Source organism: Paenirhizobium selenitireducens ATCC BAA-1503, from assembly GCF_000518785.1.
Taxonomy (GTDB): domain Bacteria; phylum Pseudomonadota; class Alphaproteobacteria; order Rhizobiales; family Rhizobiaceae; genus Allorhizobium; species Allorhizobium selenitireducens.
Map to the genome: position 1 here is coordinate 209,152 of NZ_JAEG01000009.1, position 21,272 is coordinate 230,423.

At 64.1% G+C, this 21,272-nt stretch carries 19 protein-coding genes; 4 read left to right on the forward strand and 15 right to left on the reverse strand.

From position 1 onward, the window contains the following. The 3 genes from L867_RS0114330 to paaN all read right to left on the reverse strand — a co-directional run bounded on the left by L867_RS0114330 (window position 1) and on the right by paaN (window position 3,809). Window positions 1–873 carry a branched-chain amino acid ABC transporter permease gene (locus L867_RS0114330; RefSeq protein WP_028737540.1) on the reverse strand — a complete coding sequence of 291 codons (873 nt, stop codon included), beginning with the start codon at window positions 871–873 and terminating at the stop codon, window positions 1–3. 102 nt (window positions 874–975) lie between these two features. Beyond that, window positions 976–2,118: an ABC transporter substrate-binding protein gene (locus L867_RS0114335; RefSeq protein WP_028737541.1), complete on the reverse strand. Its 1,143-nt coding sequence runs from the start codon at window positions 2,116–2,118 to the stop codon at window positions 976–978. Window positions 2,119–2,156: 38 nt separating this feature from the next. Further along, window positions 2,157–3,809: a phenylacetic acid degradation protein PaaN gene (paaN, locus tag L867_RS0114340; RefSeq protein WP_028737542.1), complete on the reverse strand. Its 1,653-nt coding sequence runs from the start codon at window positions 3,807–3,809 to the stop codon at window positions 2,157–2,159. A gap of 106 nt (window positions 3,810–3,915) precedes the next feature. Between paaN and paaG the strand changes: the two genes are divergently transcribed. From paaG to L867_RS0114360, 4 genes are all read left to right on the forward strand, one after another. Next, window positions 3,916–4,710: a 2-(1,2-epoxy-1,2-dihydrophenyl)acetyl-CoA isomerase PaaG gene (gene paaG, locus L867_RS0114345; protein WP_028737543.1), complete on the forward strand. Its 795-nt coding sequence runs from the start codon at window positions 3,916–3,918 to the stop codon at window positions 4,708–4,710. Beyond that, a complete protein-coding gene (paaI, locus tag L867_RS0114350; RefSeq protein WP_028737544.1) occupies window positions 4,707–5,144 on the forward strand; it encodes a hydroxyphenylacetyl-CoA thioesterase PaaI in 438 nt (145 codons plus the stop codon). The genes paaG and paaI overlap by 4 nt, the downstream gene beginning before the upstream one ends. Before the next feature lie 27 nt (window positions 5,145–5,171). Further along, on the forward strand, window positions 5,172–6,482 hold the full coding sequence (gene paaK / locus L867_RS0114355) for a phenylacetate--CoA ligase PaaK (RefSeq protein ID WP_028737545.1): 1,311 nt from the start codon (window positions 5,172–5,174) through the stop codon (window positions 6,480–6,482). A 98-nt stretch (window positions 6,483–6,580) separates the two neighbouring features. Continuing rightward, window positions 6,581–7,180, forward strand: coding sequence for a TetR/AcrR family transcriptional regulator (locus L867_RS0114360; protein WP_028737546.1), 600 nt, complete (start codon window positions 6,581–6,583; stop codon window positions 7,178–7,180). Between the two features lie 96 nt (window positions 7,181–7,276). On the opposite strand, the gene paaZ is transcribed toward L867_RS0114360, so the two are convergent. The 12 genes from paaZ to L867_RS0114420 form a co-directional block, all read right to left on the reverse strand. Beyond that, window positions 7,277–9,340, reverse strand: a complete 2,064-nt coding sequence (paaZ, locus tag L867_RS0114365; protein WP_028737547.1) for a phenylacetic acid degradation bifunctional protein PaaZ — start codon at window positions 9,338–9,340, stop codon at window positions 7,277–7,279. Window positions 9,341–9,410: 70 nt separating this feature from the next. Then, complete coding sequence (gene paaE / locus L867_RS0114370) at window positions 9,411–10,487, reverse strand: 1,2-phenylacetyl-CoA epoxidase subunit PaaE (protein ID WP_028737548.1); 1,077 nt, start codon at window positions 10,485–10,487, stop codon at window positions 9,411–9,413. A 20-nt stretch (window positions 10,488–10,507) separates the two neighbouring features. Continuing rightward, complete coding sequence (gene paaD / locus L867_RS0114375; RefSeq protein WP_028737549.1) at window positions 10,508–11,029, reverse strand: 1,2-phenylacetyl-CoA epoxidase subunit PaaD; 522 nt, start codon at window positions 11,027–11,029, stop codon at window positions 10,508–10,510. A gap of 10 nt (window positions 11,030–11,039) precedes the next feature. Then, window positions 11,040–11,816 (reverse strand): 1,2-phenylacetyl-CoA epoxidase subunit PaaC, encoded by a 777-nt coding sequence (gene paaC / locus L867_RS0114380; protein WP_104368078.1) that lies wholly within the window; start codon window positions 11,814–11,816, stop codon window positions 11,040–11,042. Continuing rightward, complete coding sequence (gene paaB / locus L867_RS0114385) at window positions 11,816–12,100, reverse strand: 1,2-phenylacetyl-CoA epoxidase subunit PaaB (RefSeq protein ID WP_028737551.1); 285 nt, start codon at window positions 12,098–12,100, stop codon at window positions 11,816–11,818. The genes paaC and paaB overlap by 1 nt, the downstream gene beginning before the upstream one ends. 63 nt (window positions 12,101–12,163) lie before the next feature. After that, window positions 12,164–13,162, reverse strand: a complete 999-nt coding sequence (paaA, locus tag L867_RS0114390; RefSeq protein WP_028737552.1) for a 1,2-phenylacetyl-CoA epoxidase subunit PaaA — start codon at window positions 13,160–13,162, stop codon at window positions 12,164–12,166. A gap of 17 nt (window positions 13,163–13,179) precedes the next feature. After that, complete coding sequence (gene pcaF / locus L867_RS0114395) at window positions 13,180–14,385, reverse strand: 3-oxoadipyl-CoA thiolase (RefSeq protein WP_028737553.1); 1,206 nt, start codon at window positions 14,383–14,385, stop codon at window positions 13,180–13,182. Window positions 14,386–14,557: 172 nt separating this feature from the next. Then, window positions 14,558–15,433, reverse strand: coding sequence for a PaaX family transcriptional regulator C-terminal domain-containing protein (locus L867_RS25300; protein ID WP_037173433.1), 876 nt, complete (start codon window positions 15,431–15,433; stop codon window positions 14,558–14,560). Between the two features lie 564 nt (window positions 15,434–15,997). Further along, window positions 15,998–17,122, reverse strand: coding sequence for a zinc-dependent alcohol dehydrogenase family protein (locus L867_RS0114405; protein WP_028737554.1), 1,125 nt, complete (start codon window positions 17,120–17,122; stop codon window positions 15,998–16,000). A gap of 27 nt (window positions 17,123–17,149) precedes the next feature. After that, complete coding sequence (locus L867_RS0114410; RefSeq protein ID WP_028737555.1) at window positions 17,150–19,069, reverse strand: sodium:solute symporter family transporter; 1,920 nt, start codon at window positions 19,067–19,069, stop codon at window positions 17,150–17,152. Further along, window positions 19,066–19,494, reverse strand: a complete 429-nt coding sequence (locus L867_RS27715; RefSeq protein ID WP_028737556.1) for a hypothetical protein — start codon at window positions 19,492–19,494, stop codon at window positions 19,066–19,068. Before L867_RS27715 ends, L867_RS0114410 begins: the two co-directional genes overlap by 4 nt. Before the next feature lie 74 nt (window positions 19,495–19,568). Then, window positions 19,569–21,230 carry a flotillin family protein gene (locus L867_RS0114420; RefSeq protein WP_028737557.1) on the reverse strand — a complete coding sequence of 554 codons (1,662 nt, stop codon included), beginning with the start codon at window positions 21,228–21,230 and terminating at the stop codon, window positions 19,569–19,571. Between the last annotated feature and the right edge of the window lie 42 nt (window positions 21,231–21,272).

Below are 21,272 nucleotides of genomic sequence, written 5' to 3' on the forward strand. Positions count from 1 at the left end.
TCACACCCGATTGACCGAATTGCGTCCGAACAGGCCTTGCGGCATGGCGAAGAGGACGGCGAGGATGACGACGAAGGCAACGGCGTCCTTGTATTGCGAACTGATGAAACCGGCCGTCAGCGCCTCGAACAAGCCGAGCAAGATGCCCCCGACGAGCGCACCCTTCGGATTGCCCATGCCGCCGAGCATGGCTGCGGCAAAGCCTTTAAGCGCCAGCGCGATGCCGAGGTCGTAGCTGGTCAGCGTGATCGGGGTGACCAGCACGCCGGCGAGCGCGCCGATGGCCGCCGAAAGCGCAAAGGAGAGCGTCATCACCCAGTTGGTGTTGATCCCGACGAGCTGGGCCGCCAGGCGATTGTTGGACGTCGCGAGCACCGCCTTGCCGGTCAAGGTGCGGGTGAAGAAGAGCCAGAGACCAACGAACACGACAACGGCGCCGGCAATGACCCACAGGCTCTGCGGCAGGATGGTGGCGGCCAGGATCTGGATCGGCTCGTCGCCGGTAAACGCCGGAAAACGATGGAGCTGCTTGTCGAAGACCAGCTGGGTCACGCCGCGGATGAAGATCGACGCGCCGATGGTGATGATGATCAGCGACACCACAGGCGCGCCGCGCGCGGGTCCGATCGCCAGCTTGTTCAGCGCGACGCCAATGGCTGCGGTCACGGTGATGGCGATCAGCGCGGCCAGCGGCAGCGGCAGGCCGGCGTCGAAGGCGAACACCGTGATCATGCCGCCCAGCATGACGAATTCGCCCTGGGCGAAATTCACCACGTCCGAGGCGTTGTAGATGATGGTGAAGCCCAGCGCGACGAGCGCATAGACTGCCCCGACCGTCAGGCCGGAAAGAAGGAACTGCATCAGTTCAGGCATCGAAGACCCCACTGTGGCCGATTGTTCTTGAGGTGGAGCCCGCCTGTGACAGGCAGGCTCCACGCCAATGCCGTCGCCCCGAAGACGGGGCGGCCCGGGTGCTTACTCGATGATGGTCCAGCCGCCGTCCTTGATCTCCAGCATGCGGAATGCCGAGAGATCGAGGCCGAGGTGGTCCTCCGCCGTCATGGTCACGACACCGGTGGTGCCGACCAGGCCGGAGGTGGATTCGATCGCGTCGCGGATCGCTTCGGGTTCTGCCGAGCCGGCGCGGCCGATCGAATCGACCAGGATGCGCAGCGCGTCATGGGCGTAGCCGCCAAAGGTCGAGACGGCAGAGCCGGTCTTCTTCTCGTAGGCCGACTTGTAGGCCGTGACGACAGCCTTCTGAGCATCGCCATCCGCCAGGATACCGGCGACCAGCAGGGCAGTACCGGGAAGGCGCACACCCTCGGCGGCCTTCGCGCCGGCAAGCTCGATGAAACCGTCGGAGGCAACACCGTGCGACTGATAGAGCGGCAGGCCGACGGCCAGCTGCGAATAGTTGCGCGTCACGATGGACGGGCCCTGGCCGAAGCCGGCATTCAACACGGCCTGCACGCCGGCCGTGCCCTTGATGTTGGTCAGCTGCGGGGTCATGTCCGCGTCCTGCGGGCCGTAGGTTTCGTCGGCGGCGATCTCGATGCCGTAGTCGCCGGCAACGGCGACGCACTGCTTGTGCATCGAAGCGCCGAAGCCATCGGTGCCGGAAATCACGCCGATCTTGGTGATCGCGTTCTTCTTCATGTTCTCGAAGATCTTCTGGCAGGCCATGCGGTCGGTATGCGGGGTCTTGAAGACCCAATGCTTGACCGGATCGATGATTTCGATCGCGCCGGCGAGCGAGATGAACGGAACCTCGGAGTCCTCGGCGACCGGAATGATCGACATGGTCGTGCCGGTCGTCGTGCCGCCGATGATGGCCACCACTTCGTCGTCCTCGACGAGGCGGGTGGCGAAGGTGCGCGCCTTGTTCGGGTCACCGCCGTCGTCATAGAGCACGAGCTTCAGCGGTTCACCGTTGACGCCGCCGGCGGCATTGATTTCTTCCACCAGCATTTCAAGCGTCTTGGCTTCCGGGTCGCCGAGGAACGAGGCGGGACCGGTTGCCGATACGGTCGCACCGATCTTGATCTCGGCCTGGGCTGCGGTTGCGATACCCAGTGCCATCAGCGTGGCGAGTGCGGTTGTCGTGGTGATTTTCATTGTGTCTCCTCCCTGAGAACGTTGAACTAAGAAGTCGATTACGCCGCTTTCGGGCGGCGCCACATCGCCAGCCGGAACCGGTTGGCGACGAAGGCTGTGTCGGTCAGGCTGGCATTTCCGGCGGGGTTGCCACCGGTGACGTGAAAGTCGGAAAACGCCGCGGACTGGTTGACGAAAATGTTGCCGGTCAGGTTGATCGACAGGTTGACGCCGGCGCGGGCGAAGGACTTCACCGCGTAGGCAATGCGCGCTTCTTCGGTGTCGTACAGTGCGGCGGTGATCGCGCCCTTGCGACGGGCCAGGCTGGCTGCGGCATCAATGCCCGCCTCGGCGCTGTCGACGGCGACAATGAAGGCTACCGGTCCGAAGCACTCCTCCTCGTGGGCCTTGGTCTCGGTGGCGTCGACGGCGACAATCAGCGGAGTGGCGCTGGAGCCGCTAGCCAGCGGCTGCGAATCGCGCACGATGCGGCCAAAGCTGCGCGCCTTGTCGATCCGTGCCAACGTCGCCGGGTTGGCGATCGCGCCGCAGACGCCGGACGCGCGGGCCGGATCGCTCAGCAGAGCGTCGACCGCAGCGCCGATCGCGGCTGCCACCTCGTCGAAGCTCTTGTGGCCTTCATTGGTCTCGATGCCTGCGCGGGGTGCGAAAATGTCCTGCGGGGCGGTGCACATCTGGCCGGAATAGAGCGACAGCGAGAAGGCGATGTTGGCGCACATGCCGGAAAAGTCGTCGGTCGCGGCGACGACGATCGAGTTCACGCCGGCTTCCTCGGTAAACACCTGGGCCGAACGCGCGTTGTTCCGCACCCATTCGCCGAAGGCGCTGGAACCGGTGTAGTCGATGATGCCGATGTCCGGATGAGTGACCAGTTCCTTGGTGATCTCGGCGCCGGCCTGATCGACAGCCAGCAGGACCACGTCAGCCGGGAAGCCCGCATCGACCAGGACTTCGCGCGCCACCTTCACGGTCAGTGCGAGCGGCAGGATGGCGCCGGGATGGGGCTTGACGATCACGGTATTGCCGGTCGCGAGGCTCGCGAACAGGCCCGGATAGGTGTTCCAGGTCGGGAAAGTCTGGCAGCCGATGGCCAGCGCCACGCCGCGCGGCACGACCTGCCAGTTCTTTTCCAGAACGATCGGCGCCGCCTTGCCCTGCGGCTTCTCCCAGGTGGCCTGGCCCGGCGTGCGGGTCATTTCCACCCAGGCCGTGGCGACCGCCTCGAGGCCGCGATCCTGCGCATGCGGACCGCCGGCCTGGAAGGCCATGGGAAAGGCCTGGCCGGTCGTGTGCATCACGGCATTGGCCATTTCAAAGCTGATGCGGTTCAAGCGCGTCAGGATTTCGAGGCACACGCCAACGCGCAGCTCGGGCGAGGCATCGGCCCAGGCATCGCCGGCCGCTTTGGAGGCGGCAACGAGCGTCGCGGCACCGGTTGCCGGATAAAGGATCTTGAGATCGGGCCCCCAGGGCGACACCTCGGAACCGAGGCGCTTGTCTTCCGGGTGGCCGGGCAAGTCAAATTTCGTTCCGAGCAAGGCCTTGAAGGATGCCTCGCCGTCGTCCTTGGCGGTCTCGCCATAGATCTTGCCGCTCGGAACTTCCGGGAAGGGCGACCAGAAACCCCGATCGGACAGGGCCTTGACAGCCGTCTCCAGCAGACCGCGATGACGGCCGAACAGGTCTTCCATGGCAAATTCCTCCCAACTCCTGCCTTTATCATTGACCGTCCGGTCGGTTTATGCAAGATCTTTTTACGCCCCCGGGAAAATTCGGAGCGGGGACAGGGAGAGAGCGATGCACCAATCCGACACCGTTCTGGTGACGATGGATCACGGGGTTCTGCGGCTGACGCTGAACCGGCCGGACAAACTCAATTCGTTCAATGAAGAGATGCACCTCGCCCTGCGCGCGGCGATGCAGCGCGCCCACGACGATGCCGGCGTGCGCGCCGTCCTGCTGACCGGAGCGGGCCGCGGCTTCTCCGCCGGCCAGGATCTCGGCGACCGCGATCCGCGCAAGGGGGGCCCTGCCCCCGATCTCGGCCACACGCTCGAGACCTTCTACAATCCGACGCTGCGGCTGATCCGCTCGCTGGAAAAACCGGTGATCTGCGCGGTCAACGGGGTGGCGGCCGGTGCCGGCGCCAACATCGCCTTCGCCTGCGACATCGTGCTGGCCGCCCGCTCAGCGAAGTTCATCCAGGCCTTCGCCAAGATCGGCCTGATCCCCGATGCCGGCGGCAGCTGGAGCCTCGCCCGCATTCTCGGCGAACCGCGCGCCAAGGCGCTCGCCATGACCGCCGAGCCGCTGATGGCCAAGCGCGCCGCCGAATGGGGCCTGATCTGGAAGGCGGTCGACGACGACCAGCTGATCGGCGAGGCCGAGACGCTGGCCCGCTCGCTGGCCGAAGGCGCAACGCGCGGCCTCGGCCTCACCAAGCGCCTCATCCAGGCCGCGGCGACCAACAGCCTCGACGAACAGCTCGACATGGAGCGCGACTGCCAGCGCGAAGCCGGCCGCACGGCCGACTATGCCGAAGGGGTGACCGCCTTCCTCGAGAAGCGCAAGCCGGAGTTTTCGGGCAAATGACGATGAACGCACAGGAAATGGCCGAGGCCTGCGCCAAGGCGATGTGGGACCTCGACACGGCATCGCAAAATCTCGGCATGCGCATCGAGCACATCGCGCCCGGACAGGCGACCCTGTCGATGGAGATCACCAAACTGATGTCCAACGGGCACGGCAACTGCCACGGCGGCTACATCTTCACGCTCGCCGACAGCGCCTTCGCCTTTGCCTGCAACGGCTATAATCAGCTGACCGTCGCGCAGAACTGCTCGATCACCTATATCAGTCCGGGGAGGATCGGCGACCGACTGACGGCGGAGGCGCGTGAGATTTCGCGCAAGGGCCGGTCGGGCATCTACGACATTCGCATTTCAAATCAGAACGGCGACCTGGTCGCCGAGTTTCGCGGCCTGTCGCGAACGGTGAAGGGCACCCACCTGCCCGATCCCGCCTGAACCAAGACGCATTCCAGGGAGGAAATCATGCTCGACTTTGTAACCCGTCCCCAAGATCTGGACCCGATCGAAATCGCCTCGCGGGATGAAATCTCGGCGCTCCAGTTTCACCGGATGAAGCGCTCGCTGAAGCATTCCTACGAAAACTCGCCGTTCTATCGCCAGCGATTCGACGAGCACGGCGTGCATCCAGAAGATCTGAAGACCCTGTCGGATCTTGCCAAGTTCCCCTTCACGACCAAGACCGATCTGCGCGACACCTATCCCTTCGGCATGTTCGCCGTGCCCCGGGAAAAGCTGGTCCGTATCCACGGCTCGTCCGGCACCACCGGCAAGCCGACGGTGGTCGGCTATACCAAGCATGATATCGATGTCTGGGCCGACGTCGTCGCCCGCTCCATCCGGGCGTCCGGCGGCCGTCCCGGCGACATCGTGCATGTCGCCTATGGCTACGGCCTGTTCACCGGCGGCCTTGGTGCACACTATGGCGCCGAACGGCTCGGCTGCACCGTCGTGCCGATCTCGGGCGGCATGACCGAGCGCCAGGTCACCCTGATGAACGACTTCAAGCCGCGCATCATCATGGTCACACCTTCCTACATGCTGTCGATCCTCGACGAGTTCCGCCGCCAGGGCATCGATCCGCGCGAGAGCTCGATCGAGGTCGGCATCTTCGGTGCCGAACCCTGGACCAATGCGATGCGCAGCGAGATCGAGCAGGCCTTCAACATGCATGCCGTCGATATCTATGGCCTCTCCGAGGTCATGGGACCGGGTGTCGCCAACGAATGCGTGGAAACCAAGGACGGCCTGCACGTCTGGGAAGACCATTTCTATCCGGAAATCATCGACCCGGTGACAGGTGCCGTATTGCCCGATGGCGAACTCGGCGAGCTTGTCTTCACCACGCTGACCAAGGAAGGCCTGCCGATGGTGCGCTACCGCACCCGCGACCTGACGCGCCTTCTGCCGGGAACGGCACGTTCGATGCGGCGCATCGAGAAGATCACCGGCCGCAGCGACGACATGATCATCCTGCGCGGCGTCAACGTCTTCCCGACGCAGATCGAGGAACAGATCCTGAAATGCGGCGGCCTTGCCCCGCACTTCCAGATCGAACTCACGCGCGCCGGCCGCATGGACAACATGACGGTGCATGTCGAATGCGCGGCCAATTACACCGATGCGGCAGCGCGCGCCCAGTCGGCCAAGGAACTGGCACACCACATCAAGAGCGTGGTGGGCATCAGCACCAAGATCGAGGTTCAGGACCCGACGTCCATCGCCCGCTCCGAAGGCAAGGCCAAGCGCGTGGTGGACAACCGCCCCAAGAGCTGAACGGCCACCCCGTGACAGCGCAAAGGCAATTGTTATAGTGAAGCGGGGGCGTAGATGCCCCCCTTTTGCAGGCGTTCTGCAAGCAGGAAAGCGAAAACATGGCTCGGACCCGGGCAACCGACTTTGAGGAAAAACGCCGCGGCATTCTCGACAATGCCGCCGCCGTATTTGCCGAGCAGGGCATGGAAAAGGCATCCATGTCCCAGATCGCAACCCATTCGAGCGTCTCCAAGGCGCTACTGTACCACTACTACCCCAGCAAGGATGCGCTGATCTACGCGATCATCATCACCCACCTGGAGGAGCTCGACGAGGCGATCCAGGCGGCCGACAACCCGAACGAGGCAGCGGAAAAGCGGCTTCGACAACTGGTCGGCGTGGTGCTGGAGAATTATCGCGGCGCCGACAACCAGCACAAGGTGCAGCTCAACGCCACCTCGGCCCTCTCCGACGAACAGAAGGCGGGCATCACCGCGGTGGAACGGCGGATCGTGCGCCGCTTTTCGAACCTGCTCAAGGAAATCAATCCGCAGCTCGACAGCAAGGAGAGACCCCTGCTGATGCCCGTCACCATGTCGCTGTTCGGCATGATGAACTGGGTCTACATGTGGTTCCGCGACGGCGGGCGCATCACGCGGGAAGACTATGCCGATGTCGCGACGACGCTCATTCTCGAAGGCATCAAGGCGGTTCGCTGAACCCGGTCCCCCAACCCTCTCCTGACGACCATTTTTCGTGAACCCATTCTTGAACCGACGGCCGGCCTTTCGCCCGCCGTCGGTTCTTGTTTGCCGCTAAGCGGCGTCCCAGGTCTTGGCGACCATGGTGAGCACGTCGTATTGCGCGACGACCGCACCGTCCTGGTTGGTCACCTGGCAGTCCCAGCGCACCTCGCCATGATCGGCATTGGCACGCGGATTGATCTCCTTGCAGGTCAGCCGCACCTGCAGCGTATCACCGGGATTGACCGGGGTGAGGAAGCGCAGATTGTCGACGCCGTAGTTGGCGAGCACCGGACCCGGATCGGGATCGACGAACAGGCCGGCAGCGAACGAGACGATCAGGTAGCCATGGGCGACGCGCCCGTCGAAGAACGGATTGGCCTTGGCGGCCGCTTCATCCATGTGGGCGTAGAAGGTGTCGCCGGTGAAGCGGGCGAAATGCTCGATGTCCTCGAGCGTCACCGTCCGCTTGGCCGTGACGATCTGGTCGCCGATCTTCAGCTCGGCAAGCGACTTGCGGAACGGATGCACACTCGTGTCGGCGGCGCCCGCCCCTTCGAGCCAGCGGCCGGTGACGGCCGAGAGAAGTCGCGGCGTGCCCTGCACGGCCGTGCGCTGCATGTAGTGCTTGACGCCGCGCATGCCGCCCATTTCCTCGCCGCCGCCGGCGCGGCCCGGGCCGCCATGCACCAGGCCAGCGAGCGGCGATCCATGGCCGGTCGAGGTCTTGGCCGAAGCACGGTTTCCGATCAGGATACGGCCGTGATACGGCGCCATGCCGATCACCATCTCTTCGGCGACCTTCGGATCATTGGTGAACACCGACGCCGCCAGCGAACCCTTGCCCATCTGGGCGAGCGCGATCGCTTCCTCCAGCCCCTCATAGGGCATCACGGTGGAAACCGGACCGAACGCCTCGACATCATGGACCGCAGAAGCCGTAAACGGCTTGTCGCAGTAGAGGAGCACCGGATTGAGGAAGGCGCCCTTGTCGGCGTCGCCGGAGAAGATGCGGACATTGTCCGGATCGCCGGAGACGATCTCGGCATCGGCGGACAGGTCGCGGATGCGCTCAAGTACTTCGTCACGCTGGGCAAGGCTTGCCAGCGGCCCCATGCGCACGCCCTCGTCAGAGGGGTTGCCGAGCGTGGTCTTCGAGAGACGCTCGCCGAGCGCGGCGACCAGGGCCTGGACATGGGCCTTGGGCGCGATAACGCGTCGGATCGCCGTGCACTTCTGGCCGGCCTTGGACGTCATCTCGCGCGCCACTTCCTTGACGAAGAGGTCGAACTCCTCCGTACCCGGACCGGCATCAGGCCCGAGGATCGAGGCGTTCAGGCTGTCGGCCTCCATGGTGAAGCGAACCGAGTTGGCAACCACGGCCGGATGCGACTTGAGCTTGCGGCCGGTCCAGGCCGAGCCGGTGAAGGTCACGGCGTCCTGCCCCCCGACATGGTCGAGCAGATCCCCGACCGAGCCGGAAACGAGCTGTAACGCACCCTCCGGCAGGATGCCGGTTTCGATGATCCGCCGGACCACGAGTTCCGTGAGGTAGGCGGTCTGGCTTGCCGGCTTGACCAGCGACGGCACGCCGGCGATCAGCGTCGGGGCGATCTTCTCGAGCATGCCCCAGACGGGGAAGTTGAAGGCGTTGATGTGGACGGCGATGCCGTGCAGCGGGGTGAGGATGTGCTGGGCGGAAAAGCTGTTGTCCTTGGACAGCAGCTCCACGTCACCGTCGATCAGTACGCGGGTGTTCGGCAGCTCGCGGCGCGCCTTGGACGAATAGGACAGCATCGTGCCGATGCCGCCCTCGATGTCAACCCAGCCGTCGGCACGGGTGGCGCCGGTGAGAGCGCTCTCGGCGTAGAACTCCTCTTTCATGTCCATCAGGACCTGGCCGAGGGCTTTCAGCATCTGCGCCCGTTCGTGGAACGACAGGGCGCGCAAGTTCGGTCCGCCGACCTCGCGGCCATAGGCGAGTGCTGCGGCAAAATCGATGCCGGTCGAGTCGATGAATGCGATTGCGGCACCCGTCGAGGCATCGAGCAGCGGTACGCCTTGCTTCTCGCCGGGTGTCCAGCGGCCACAGACATAGCTTTCGAGACGGCGCGGAACGCGAGCCGAAACATTCATGAAGTCATCCTTCCTGGATCGGTTTATTCAGTGCGGTCGGCGGGGCGCCATGGCCCCGCCGCCTGGGAGGTTATTCGTCGTAGGAGAGCACGACCTTCTCGGTCAGCGGGTGACACTGGCAGGTCAATACGTAGCCGGCTTCGACCTCGTAGTCCTCGAGCGCATGGTTGGTGTCCATCTCGACCTCGCCTTCCAGCACCTTCGCCCGGCAGGTGGAGCAGACGCCCGCCTTGCAGGAGAAGGGGGCATCCATGCTCTGGGCGATCGCGGCTTCGAGAATGCTGACGCCGTGCTTGGGCATGTTGAAGGTTCGCGTCGTGCCGTCGAGCGTAATCGTCGCCTCGACCACGGCCGCCGCCTCCTCGGCGCTGACCGAAGCGACACGGTTCTTGGCGCGGCCCGGCTGGCCCGAAGCGAAGAGTTCGAACTTGATCTGCTCGTCCTTCAGCCCATGCGCCTTGAGGCTCGCGACGATGGTCAGCATCATCGGTTCCGGTCCGCAGATGAAGGCGGCGTCGATCGACTTCGGGTCGATCCAGGTGGAAAACAGCGCCGAGAGCTTGTTCTCGTCGAGGCGGCCGGTGAACAGGTCGATCTCCTGCACTTCGCTTTCCAGCACATGCAGGACGGAGAAACGGCCGAGATAGGTGTTCTTCAGATCCTCCAGCTCCTCGCGGAACATGATCGAGTTGATCTGGCGGTTGGCATAGACCAGCGTGAACTGGGACTTCGGCTCGCGCGCCAGGACCGTCTTGATGATCGACAGCAGCGGCGTGATGCCGGAACCGCCGGCGAAACCGAGATACTGCTTCCCGGCAGCCGGATCGATGTCCATGTAGAAGCGGCCCATCGGCGGCATGGCCTCGATCACGTCGCCCGGCGCCAGATTGCCATTGGCCCAGTTGCTGAACGCGCCGCCGTCGACGCGCTTGATTCCGACGCGCAGGACACCCTCGTCCTTGCCCGCACAGATCGAGTAGGACCGGCGCAGTTCCTCACCGTCGAAATCATGACGGAAAGTCAGGTACTGGCCCTGGGTGAAGTCGAAGGCTGCGCGATCCTCCTCGCGCGGCTTGAGCGTGACAACCACCGCATCACGGGTCTCGTGGCGGATGTCGGTCACGGTCAGGGGATGAAAGCGTGCCATGCGTTATGTCCTCCGCATCCTCAGATGCACTTGAAATAGTCGAAGGGTTCCAGGCAGTCGCAGCATCGGTAGCTCGCCTTGCACGGGGTCGAGCCGAACTGGCTGACTTTCTCCGTCCTGGTCGAGCCGCATCGCGGGCAGGCGACGGCCAGATTGGAGCCGGCAAGCCGGTTGGCCCGGGCCATCAGTCGCCCGTCGGCAGCCGTTCCGTCGATCGGAGGGGCAATGCCGTAGGCGCGGAGCTTGTCGCGCCCCTCGGCACTGATCCAGTCCGAGGTCCAGGCCGGAGACAACCGTCGTTCGAGGCGGAGCTTGTCGATGCCACGGGCTTTCAGCGCCGACTCGATGTCGAGGTTGATCACCGTCGTTGCCGGACAGCCCGAATAGGTCGGCGTGACGGCGACGACGAGGGTATCGCCATCCCAGGCGACATCCCGGATGATGCCGAGATCGGTCAGGCTGATGACGGGAATTTCCGGATCCGGCACCTCGCCCAGCCAACGCCAGACCTCTTCCGGTTCAGGCAGTGTCCTGGCGTCCATGGCATGACCCTCACCAGACCGAGTTCGGATAGGCCCGCTGCAGGAACTGCATGTCGGCGAGAATGTAGCCCAGATGCTCCGTATGGATGCCGCGCTTGCCGCCCTTGTGCTGGTAGCTGCCCTCGGGAACAGCAAGCGTCGCCTCGGAAAGCACCTCACCGACCGAACTGTCCCATGCCGCCTTGAGCGCCGAGGGAAGCGGAGCGATGCCCGCTGCCGCAACCGCCTCGTCGGCGGAATCGGCCAGGAACATCTCGGCCGTATAGGGCCACAGATCATCGAGCGCCTTCTGCATCCGGCGATGGCTTTCCTCGGTTCCGTCACCGAGACGGATGACGAGGTCGGCCGAGCGTTCGAAGTGGTAGGACACTTCCTTCAGCGCCTTCTGAGCGATTTCCGCCACGCGCGGATCGCTCGAGGCGACGAGCGCGCGGAGCATTTCGATGTGGAAGGCATCGAAGAGGAACTGCCGCATCAGCGTCTTGCCGAAATCGCCGTTCGGGCGCTCGACGAGCAGCACGTTGCGGAAGGCCGCAGCATCGCGCAGATAGGCGAGATTGTCGGCGGTGCGCCCCTTGCCTTCGACCTCACCCGCCAGACCCAGCCAGAACTGGGTCTGGCCGATTAGGTCGAGCGCGACGTTGGCAAGCGCGATGTCCTCTTCCAGCACGGGCGAGTGACCGCACCATTCGGACACGCGGTGCCCGAGGATCAGCGTGTTGTCGCCCATTCTGAGCAGCCATTCGAAGAATGCGGCCTGATCGACCGCCGGGATCGCGGTTGCCATCACATGTGCCCCACTTCAGCCGGGATGTCGAAGAAGGTCGGGTGACGATAGACCTTGGAGTTCGACGGTTCGAACAACGGGCCCTTTTCCGACGGCGACGACGCCGTGATGTCGACCGACTTCACCACCCAGATCGACACGCCTTCGTTGCGACGGGTGTAGACATCACGGGCATTGCGGATCGCCATCTCGGCATCCGGGGCATGCAGGCTGCCGACATGGCGATGGTTGAGGCCATGTTGACCGCGGATAAAGACTTCCCAAAGGGGCCATTCGCTGGACATTGCTATTCCTCCCAAGTTCAGGTGACGAAGGGGAGCGGGTGCGCCGCTCCCGAATTGGATTGATCAGGCAGCCTTGCGACCGGCCCGGCGCGCCTCTTGCTTTTCGGCATGGGCCATCAGGCCATCGCGGAACCACGCGCCCTCTTCCCAGGCGGTGACGCGGGCGCCAAGGCGCTCGGCATTGCAGGGTCCGTTGCCGGCGATGACGTTGAAGAACTCTTCCCAGTCCGGCTCGGAGAAGTCGTGACCGCCCTTCTCCTCGTTCCAGCGCAGGTTCTCGTCGGGAATGGTCAGCCCGAGATACTTGGCCTGCGGCACCGTTTGGTCGACGAATTTCTGGCGCAGTTCGTCATTGGTGTTGATCTTGATCTTCCACTGCATCGACTGCGCGGAATGCACGGAATCCTTGTCGGACGGTCCGAACATCATCAGCGACGGGTACCAGAAGCGGTTGAGCGCATCCTGCGCCATGGCCTTCTGCTCCGGCGTGCCGGCGGCCATCTTCATCATGATGTCGTAGCCTTGGCGCTGGTGAAAACTCTCTTCCTTGCAGATGCGGATCATCGCACGGCTGTAGGGACCGTAGGAGGTCTTCTGCAGCTGCACCTGGTTCATGATCGCCGCGCCGTCGACCAGCCAGCCGACCGCGCCAATATCCGCCCAGTTGAGCGTCGGGTAGTTGAAGATCGACGAATACTTCATCTTGCCGGAATGCAGCAGCGCCAGAAGCTCGTCGCGGCTGACGCCGAGCGTCTCGGCGGCGGAGTAGAGATAGAGGCCATGGCCCGCTTCGTCCTGCACCTTGGCAAGCAGGATCGCCTTGCGCTCAAGCGTCGGCGCACGGGTGATCCAGTTGCCTTCCGGCAGCTGGCCGACGATCTCGGAATGGGCGTGCTGGCCGACCTGGCGGATCAGCGTCTTGCGGTAGCTCTCCGGCATCCACTCCTTGGGCTCGATCTTTTCGCCGCGGTCGATGCGCTCCTGAAAGGCCCGCTCCTCCGGCGACATCTCGTTCAGCGATTTCACCCGATCACTGTCGGTCTTGACCATTTGCGCATACATGGCGGTTTCCTCCCTGCTCAGATCCGTTCAATGATGATAGCAATGCCCTGGCCGACCCCGATGCACATGGTGCAGAGCGCGTAGCGCCCGCCGGTGCGGTGCAGCTGGTACATGGCCGTGGTGACGAGGCGGGCGCCCGACATGCCGAGCGGATGGCCAAGCGCGATGGCGCCGCCATTCGGATTGACGTGCGCGGCGTCGTCGGGAAGCCCGAGTTCCCGAAGGACCGCCAACGCCTGGGCGGCGAAAGCCTCGTTGAGCTCGATGACGTCCATCTGCGACAGCGACAGGCCGGCGCGGGCCAGGACCTTGCGAACCGCCGGCACCGGGCCGACACCCATGATGCGCGGCTCGACACCGGCCGCGGCCATCGCGACGACCCGGGCGCGCGGCACGAGGCCCTGTTCCCTGGCCATGGCTTCCGACGCGATCGCCAGAGCGGCCGCACCGTCGTTGACGCCCGAGGCATTGCCGGCGGTGACGCTGAGGTCCGGGCCATTGACGCCCTTGAGCTTCGACAGCTGTTCGGCCGTGGTGCCGGGACGCGGATGTTCGTCGACCGAGACGACAAGCGGCTCGCCCTTCTTCTGCGGGATCGTGACGGGCACGATCTCGTCGGCAAAGACGCCGGCGGCCTGGGCGGCGGCCCAGCGGGCCTGGCTACGGGCGGCGAAGGCGTCCTGGTCAGCGCGGCTGACATTGTACTGCTCGGCGACATTGTCGGCCGTCTCCGGCATGGAATGGGTGCCGAACTTCTTTTTCAGTTCCGGATTGGGAAAGCGCCAGCCGATCGTCGTGTCATAGACCGCGTTCGAACGGGAAAAGGCCGCATCCGCCTTGGGCATGACGAAGGGCGCACGCGTCATGCTTTCGACGCCGCCGGCGATCACCAGATCGCAATCGCCACCGCGAATGGCGCGTGCCGCCATGCCGACGGCGTCCATGCCGGAACCGCAGAGACGGTTGACGGTGGTTGCCGGCACGTTGATCGGCATGCCGGACAGGAGCACGGCCATGCGGCCGACATTGCGGTTGTCTTCGCCGGCCTGGTTGGCGCAGCCATAGATCAGGTCGTCGACCTTGGACCAGTCGACGCCGGGATTGCGCGCCATCAGCGCGGCGAGCGGCAAGGCAGCGAGATCATCGGCCCGCACGGATGCGAGTGCCCCGCCATAACGGCCGACGGGCGTGCGCACGGCATCACAGATGAAGGCTTGCTGCATTGATCGACTCCTCCTCGAGCATCAGACGCGACCGGCTTGTCTCCAATTCGCCAACCGATCGGTCAACTTATAGCGCCAAAACATCACACAGGAAAGCGATTTTTTCTTCATAGCGTGATGTTTGGACTGGCGGGTTCGATCTCACGAGAATTGTTCGTTTTCTTTCAGATACTTAGTTTTCGATGTCGAGCGCCAGCGATTGCAACCGTGTCGCGGTTTCGGCCGTTTCGACCGGCAGGTGGGCATCGCGGCCCTCGAACTGCGCCGCGATATAGGCATCGGCCATGGGCGAGAGCGAGCGGTAAAGCCGGGCAAAGAGACGGCGGGCCGCAAGACCCGGCCAATCCCGGGGGAGCGCGTCGGCCGGCAGTCGCGGATCGCGCAGCAGTACGGCGCGATAGGCCTGGACCAGCAGAAGCCGCGCGCTTACCGCATCGGCCGGAAGCAATGTCTCACCCCGCTCCAGCGCCGCCGAGAGCGGCGAGAAGAGATCGATCATCGCGCGGTACTCGTCGGCGAAGGACTGAAGGTTCCACAGCGTCGCCGCATAGTCGGCCAGCAAGACGCCATCCTTCATAACCTCGGCGCGGAAGGTAAGCCCCAGAAACGGAACGCTCCCCGGATGATTGGGGCGCAGATAGAGGTCCGGCCCCATGCGGCCGAGCCCGGCACGGCGGATCATCTCGTCGGAAAGTCCCGGCGCATGATGGATGAGGAAGCCGTCGGCATCAGCCGGCGGGCCGTAGAGAAGTCTTGCCGCGGCGGCAAATTCCGTGCGTGCGCCGGATGCCAGCCGATAGTAGGACCGCCGGCCATCACGCTCCCCGACCAGTTGCTCGGCCGCGACCAGACGCGAAACCGCAGTGCGCACCAGTGTCTCGCTGATCCCGAGCCGCGCGCAGATCTCGACCAGCGTGCCCATCCAGAGCACGCCGCCACGCGGCACGACGATATCGCCGTAGATGGTGACGATCATTGCCGGGGCACGCACCGTGAACTGCTGCTGGATCTGTGAAAACCCTTCGAATCCGCACGCAGCCTCGGCCATCTTACCTCCCGATACCTGTCCGGCGGACACGCTCGCCCGTCCGGAAAATATTACAACATCGCGGCCGCAGGAGGTAGGGCCGTGACATATGAATGTCAAATCACGGGGCCGTCCGACGGCTTGCCACACCTCCAGATTGGCCGCGGCACAACGACAGAAGGCAAAGATAGCCTGAGGCGTCGAGGCGATGATCCTCTGGTGCAGTTTCCGCCGCGGGGCCGGGAAATCGAACGCACGCACCGTGATTTCAACCCGTGCTGAAGGCCGATCGATGAAGATGCCGGCAACTGCGCCGAGCTTCGCCCGGCCGGGCCGATCATGCCGCCCGGATGTTCGAACCGCTCAACGATGAGCGGTTCTTCGCTGATCCGGACGGCGCCGCACGCATTTATCCGGCATCGGCTTCAATCAAGCGGCTTGCGCGCCCTTGTCGCGAGCGATCCATCATAAGTGGTCACGCAACGCCTTTCACGGGCCTGAACGACGCGCTGCCTGCCGCATGGAATCGGGCGGCAGGTCGCACTGCTTGTGCATAGATGGCGGTACAGCTTAGCGCAAACGATCTCAGAACAGGATGACCTGCCGGATTGCCTCGCCGGATGCCAGACGCTCGAAGCCTTCGTTGATCTCGTCCAGCGTGATCCTGTGCGTCATCAGTTTCTCAATTGGAAGTTTTCCGGATTGCATCATCGCGGCAAAGCGCGGGATGTCGCGCACCGGTACGCAGGAGCCGACATAGGAGCCCTTTAGCGTCTGCTCGCCCACGGTCAGCGAAACGGCCGGGATTACCAGCTCGGCCTTCGGATTGGGCAAGCCACCCGTCACCGTGGTTCCGCCGCGCTTCGTGATGTCATAGGCGAATTTTAGTGCAGACGCTGCGCCCGCCAGTTCAACGGCCAGATCAACACCTCCGTGCGTGATCGACTTGACCTCGGCAATGGCATTCTCAACCGTCGGGTCGATCGCATGGGTGGCCCCGAGTTCAAGCGCCATGGCACGCTTGCTTTGCGAGGGGTCGACCGCAATGATCGTTTCGGCCCCCGCAGCGATAGCCCCGAGCAGGCCGGAAAGACCGACGCCTCCCAGTCCGATGACGGCACAGCTTTGCCCCATCTTCAGCTCGCCGGAATTGAGCACGGCCCCGACACCGGTCAGCACAGCGCAACCGAGCAGCGCTGCCTTGTCCAGGGGAATGGACTTGTCGATCTTCACGCAGGAATTCTCCGATACGACCGCATGGGTCGAGAAGGCGGACACGCCGATGTGATGGTTGACCGCTTCGCCCTTGTAGCGAAGGCGCCGCTCGCCGCAGATCAAGGTTCCCTTGGCCGCCGAGACCGCACCGGGCTCGCAAAGGGCGGGCCGGCCGGAGGCGCAGGGCACGCAGTGGCCGCAAGACGGCACGAAGACAAGCACGACGTGATCGCCGGGGGCGAAGCGGGTCACACCCGGCCCCACCGCCTCGACAATGCCGGAGGCTTCATGACCCAGCGCCACCGGCATGTCGCGTGGCCGATCGCCGTTGATCACCGAAAGATCAGAGTGGCAGAGCCCCGCTGCGGCCATCTTCACACGCAGTTCGCCGGCACCGGGTTCATCGAGATCCACCTCGACGATTTCGAGCGGCCTGGTGTCTTGGTAGGGACGTCCTGCTCCCATCGATCTCAGAAGCGCAATCCTGGCTTTCATCTCACTCTTTCCTTGTGTCGGTGGTTCTCAGTGACGTCCGAAGGACAGCGCGGTGACGACCGCTATGCTGAATCCGATGGCTATCGCGATCATGAAGGTGTTGCGCCGGCGGGCGCGTTCGTCCGCTGTCTGGACGGGCCTCAGACGGGGGCGCGGTGAATAGGCGGGTATGACCATGGCAAGCGGGCTTGCCATTTCCATCTTGTAGGAGAGGAACCAGACAAGGCCGAGCCCCGCGACCCACATCATCAGGCTCCAGCCCCACAGGGACGGCATTCCCAGCACCCACTGTCCATCCAGACCGACAAAGGCGAAATTGCCGAAGACGAGGCCCGGACCAACCGCGAGAAACATCCAGGCAAGCGAGACGGACCACGCGGTGGAACGAAGCGCCCGCACGCGGGGGCTGCTGCGCAGTTGATCGAACAGGAAGCGTCGTGCTTCCTCGCCCTCCTCGCCAAGGCCACGGCGCTGCGTAAAGGCCGACACGAGCAGCGTGACCGCAGCGTTGGCCGCAAAGCCCCAGGCGGCGGAATGGATGGTCCAGGGATTGCGGCCCCAGGGAAGGTCAAGACCAAAGGAGGACAGGACAGCGATGCCGAGCGGCTCTGTCAGCACCACGCCGGCAATGCCGAAACCGACGCCCGTGACCGCCCCAGGCCTGGTGATCCAGCGCAGCCAGGTCATGCCAAGCAGCGGGGTCCAGAGCTGAAAGGCCAGCGGTAGGGCCAGCGATGCAAGGAGCGAAAGCGCGACGGGCGTGAGAACCTGCATGAACACGCTGATCAAGGCCAGGATGCCGATCACCACACGCGTGATGGTGACCGTATCGCGACGCGACAGGGCATTGTGGAATATGGGTTTGTAGACATGCCGCACGAGTGACTCGCCGGCGGAAAGCAGGGCAAGCCCGGACATCAGCTGCACACCGGCCAGCAGGCCGATGAACAGCCACGCGGAGAACCAGGGCGAGAGGCCGGCGAGCAGGCCCGCGACACCGCGCGCGGGATCGATCAGTTCTCCAGCACCGATGATGGCCATGCAGAGCGCCATCACCGCGCCGAACGCTCCTGCCATCACCCAGGTCTGCCCGGCTGCAAACCCACGCGGGCTGGAGGTTGAAAGCACCACCTTCAGCGCCATCGGACTGGCCTGCAGCCCCATCAGGGCGAAGGCGAATGAGAGGTTTGCCAGTGCCGTGCCTTCGTGACCGGCCGCGGCTTCCTTGCCGACGCCCGCGGTGAACTGGACGATGCCTGCCACGACGAAACGGCTGGCCGTGGCGGGGTCTGCGGCAATCTTGGCAAGCCCTGCGTTGAGCGCCGCAAAGCCTCCGATGCCGATCAGCGAGAAACCTGCAAGGCCGATTATGGCCGCGACCGCAAACAGGGCCTGGAGCGCGCCCAGATACCCGACGGCTCGCATGCCGCCGATGGCTACATAGGCGAACAGCATGAGGCCGATGAGCGCCGCGGCCATTTCATGGGATACCGCACCCCCTCCCAGCAACTGCACCAGACGGGACAGGGCCGACATCTGCAAGCCGGCAAAGGCGACGGCAAAAAGGACCGCAACGATAGCTGAAAAGGCCGTCAGGAACTCCGATTGCCAATAGGCGCGCAGCAATTCTGCAAGCGAGGAGACCCGCAAGCGCTGGCCGAGCAGCCAGATGCGTTTGAAAAAGACGACGCCCGGCAGAGCAAGGGCGATGCCCGCCTGCAACAGGACCGCAAGGCCGAAACCGTGCCTGCCAATCTCCTCCGTACCGGCCAGAGCGGCCCAGCCGGAAATGCTGGCCCCGGCAAGAACGAGCGCCGAGATCCAGGGGGAAAGGCCATGCGCGGCCGAGAAGAAGGTCTGATAATCGCCATTTGCCCGCGCGCTGAGACGTGCCCAGTAGAGCGTGACGACGGCGTAGAACAATGCGTAGAGCGGTAGCCAGATCACAGGCCTTCCTCCCGCTTGTCTTTGGGCCTTACGTGGAAACGCGAAAACGCGCCGCGCAATCCGTGGCGGGTGAAGAGATAGGCAAGGAAACCGAGGGCCAGGACGCCGAACAGGGTAAGCCCGGAATAGTAATCCGTCGCGGTCATCGTGCTGCCGGTGGCGGAGAGCACAAAGACCAGACCCAGCAACCCGTATGCACCGAGCCCCAGGGAGGTTTCGCCGGCGGAAAAGCCGGCATTGAACACGCCGTTGACGATGATGTGGGCAACAAAGGCCACGACGATAATGGAGACGCCGGAGGCCGAAACAAGCCAGATGTCGGTCTTGATGCCTTCGAGAAACACCCCGAGCCCCAGAAAGCCGAGCACGGCCCATATCGCGAAGATCAGGATGGAGCGTTCTATACTGGAGCCGGATGTATTCATGGCACGTCTTCCTGCGAGCGGAGGGACCCGGCCGGGCAAGCCCGGCCGGCGTTCACGATCAGTTGGGGACGGGTCTAGTCCTTGCCGGCTGGTGCGGCAGCGGACGGTTCGGTGTAGACGATCTTCGAAAGATCGCTCAGCGTGTGCGGCCTGTGGATGGTATCGGCAGACAACCCGATTTCACCGAGAAGCGTGTCGACGAAGGGGGCCTGGGTGCGATAGCGCAGCGCCGAACTGACGACCTGTTCGGCAAGGTTACCCTCGCGCGGCGCGCCGCCGTCGGGGCCTGCGCCGAGCTGGCCGGAACCGCCATATCCGCCCGAAAGGCCGGGAAGTCCTTCGACATGCACGATCTTGATGCCGTCGATCTTCTCCATCGGCTTGACGCTTTCGCGGATGATGGCCGGCAGGTTTTCCACCAGCGCCTTGTGCAGGGCGGAGCGGCGGCTGGCATCGGAACGCATGTTTTCGGCCGCGTTCAGCTTTTCCCTCCCTTCGGCTTCCACCTTCATGCGACCTTCGAGCGCGGCAACGGCTATGCGATCGGCATCGGCCCGATCTTGGGCGGCTGCCTTCTCAGCTTCGGCAAGGATGCGCACCCGCACGCCTTCCGACTCGGCCTGACGTTCAGCCTCGATGATCTCGATGGCCTTCTGGCGATTGGCGATCTCGGTATCCCTGATCGTCTGGACGTTTTCCTGCGCCGCCACCATGGCCGCACGCGCGCCTTCTGCCTGGGTCTGCGCCTCGGAGCGCTCCTTTGACTTCAGCGATACCGCGATCTCGCGGGTCTGTTCCTCGATCTGGATGACTTCGCGGCGCCGAATTTCCATCATCTCCACTTCGCGTTCCATCTCGATGCGGATGCGCTCGACGGCTTCGCGTTCGCGCAGCTTTATCGATTCGATCTCGCGCTCGCGCTGGGCGTTCTCGGCGGCGATTTCAGATTTCTTCGACGCCCGCTCGATAGAGACCTGGGCCTCGTGCGACAGGCGGGCATATTCGCTGTCACGCTCGATCTCCAGGCTGCGTTTTTCGGCTTCGAGGTTCTTGGCCCGGATGGCGACGGCCGTATCCTTCTCGATATCGTTGCGCTTCTTTTTGCGGCTTTCGATCTGCTCGGTCAGGTGCGTCAACCCTTCGGCGTCGAAGGCGTTGGACGGGTCGAAGAGCTTGATGTCCGTCTGGTCGAGCGAAGTGAGCGAGACGGATTCGAGTTCGAGACCATCGAGGGCGAGGCTCTCGGCCACTTCCTGCTTCACCTCCTTCACGAAGGCCTGGCGGTTTTCGTGAATGTGCTCGAGCGTCATCTTGGCAGCAGCGCCACCCATGGCATCGACGAAGCGGCCCTGGATCAGATCCTTCAGCTGCTCGGCGTTCATGGTGCGGTTGCCAAGACTGCGCGCGGCGGTAGCCACGGCATCGGTATTGGGCGCGACCCGGACGTAGAACTCCACCGTCAACTCGACGCGCATGCGATCCTTGGTGATCAGCGATTTCTCGCGGGCACGGGTCACCTCCAGCCGCAGGGTGTTCATGTTGACTTCCGTGAAGTCGTGAAGGATCGGCAACACCAGAGCGCCGCCGCCCATGACGACCTTTTCGCCACCGAAGCCAGTGCGCACGAAGCTCACGTCCTTCGTGGAGCGGCGGTAGAGCCAGTGCAGCAGATAGGCGGCGACAGCAATGACGATGGCCGCCAGGATGATGATGGCAATGACGTCTGCACCCTTCATGGACGTGTTCCTTTTGAATGAGCAGGGGTTTCAGGCGAGTGA

Coding starts and splice junctions, on each gene's coding strand:
- L867_RS0114330 (WP_028737540.1), bottom strand. CDS start 873: ATGCCTGAACTGATGCAGTTCCTTCTTTCCGGCCTGACGGTCGGGGCA.
- L867_RS0114335 (WP_028737541.1), bottom strand. CDS start 2,118: ATGAAAATCACCACGACAACCGCACTCGCCACGCTGATGGCACTGGGT.
- paaN (WP_028737542.1), bottom strand. CDS start 3,809: ATGGAAGACCTGTTCGGCCGTCATCGCGGTCTGCTGGAGACGGCTGTC.
- paaG (WP_028737543.1), top strand. CDS start 3,916: ATGCACCAATCCGACACCGTTCTGGTGACGATGGATCACGGGGTTCTG.
- paaI (WP_028737544.1), top strand. CDS start 4,707: ATGACGATGAACGCACAGGAAATGGCCGAGGCCTGCGCCAAGGCGATG.
- paaK (WP_028737545.1), top strand. CDS start 5,172: ATGCTCGACTTTGTAACCCGTCCCCAAGATCTGGACCCGATCGAAATC.
- L867_RS0114360 (WP_028737546.1), top strand. CDS start 6,581: ATGGCTCGGACCCGGGCAACCGACTTTGAGGAAAAACGCCGCGGCATT.
- paaZ (WP_028737547.1), bottom strand. CDS start 9,340: ATGAATGTTTCGGCTCGCGTTCCGCGCCGTCTCGAAAGCTATGTCTGT.
- paaE (WP_028737548.1), bottom strand. CDS start 10,487: ATGGCACGCTTTCATCCCCTGACCGTGACCGACATCCGCCACGAGACC.
- paaD (WP_028737549.1), bottom strand. CDS start 11,029: ATGGACGCCAGGACACTGCCTGAACCGGAAGAGGTCTGGCGTTGGCTG.
- paaC (WP_104368078.1), bottom strand. CDS start 11,816: ATGGCAACCGCGATCCCGGCGGTCGATCAGGCCGCATTCTTCGAATGG.
- paaB (WP_028737551.1), bottom strand. CDS start 12,100: ATGTCCAGCGAATGGCCCCTTTGGGAAGTCTTTATCCGCGGTCAACAT.
- paaA (WP_028737552.1), bottom strand. CDS start 13,162: ATGTATGCGCAAATGGTCAAGACCGACAGTGATCGGGTGAAATCGCTG.
- pcaF (WP_028737553.1), bottom strand. CDS start 14,385: ATGCAGCAAGCCTTCATCTGTGATGCCGTGCGCACGCCCGTCGGCCGT.
- L867_RS25300 (WP_037173433.1), bottom strand. CDS start 15,433: ATGGCCGAGGCTGCGTGCGGATTCGAAGGGTTTTCACAGATCCAGCAG.
- L867_RS0114405 (WP_028737554.1), bottom strand. CDS start 17,122: ATGAAAGCCAGGATTGCGCTTCTGAGATCGATGGGAGCAGGACGTCCC.
- L867_RS27715 (WP_028737556.1), bottom strand. CDS start 19,494: ATGAATACATCCGGCTCCAGTATAGAACGCTCCATCCTGATCTTCGCG.
- L867_RS0114420 (WP_028737557.1), bottom strand. CDS start 21,230: ATGAAGGGTGCAGACGTCATTGCCATCATCATCCTGGCGGCCATCGTC.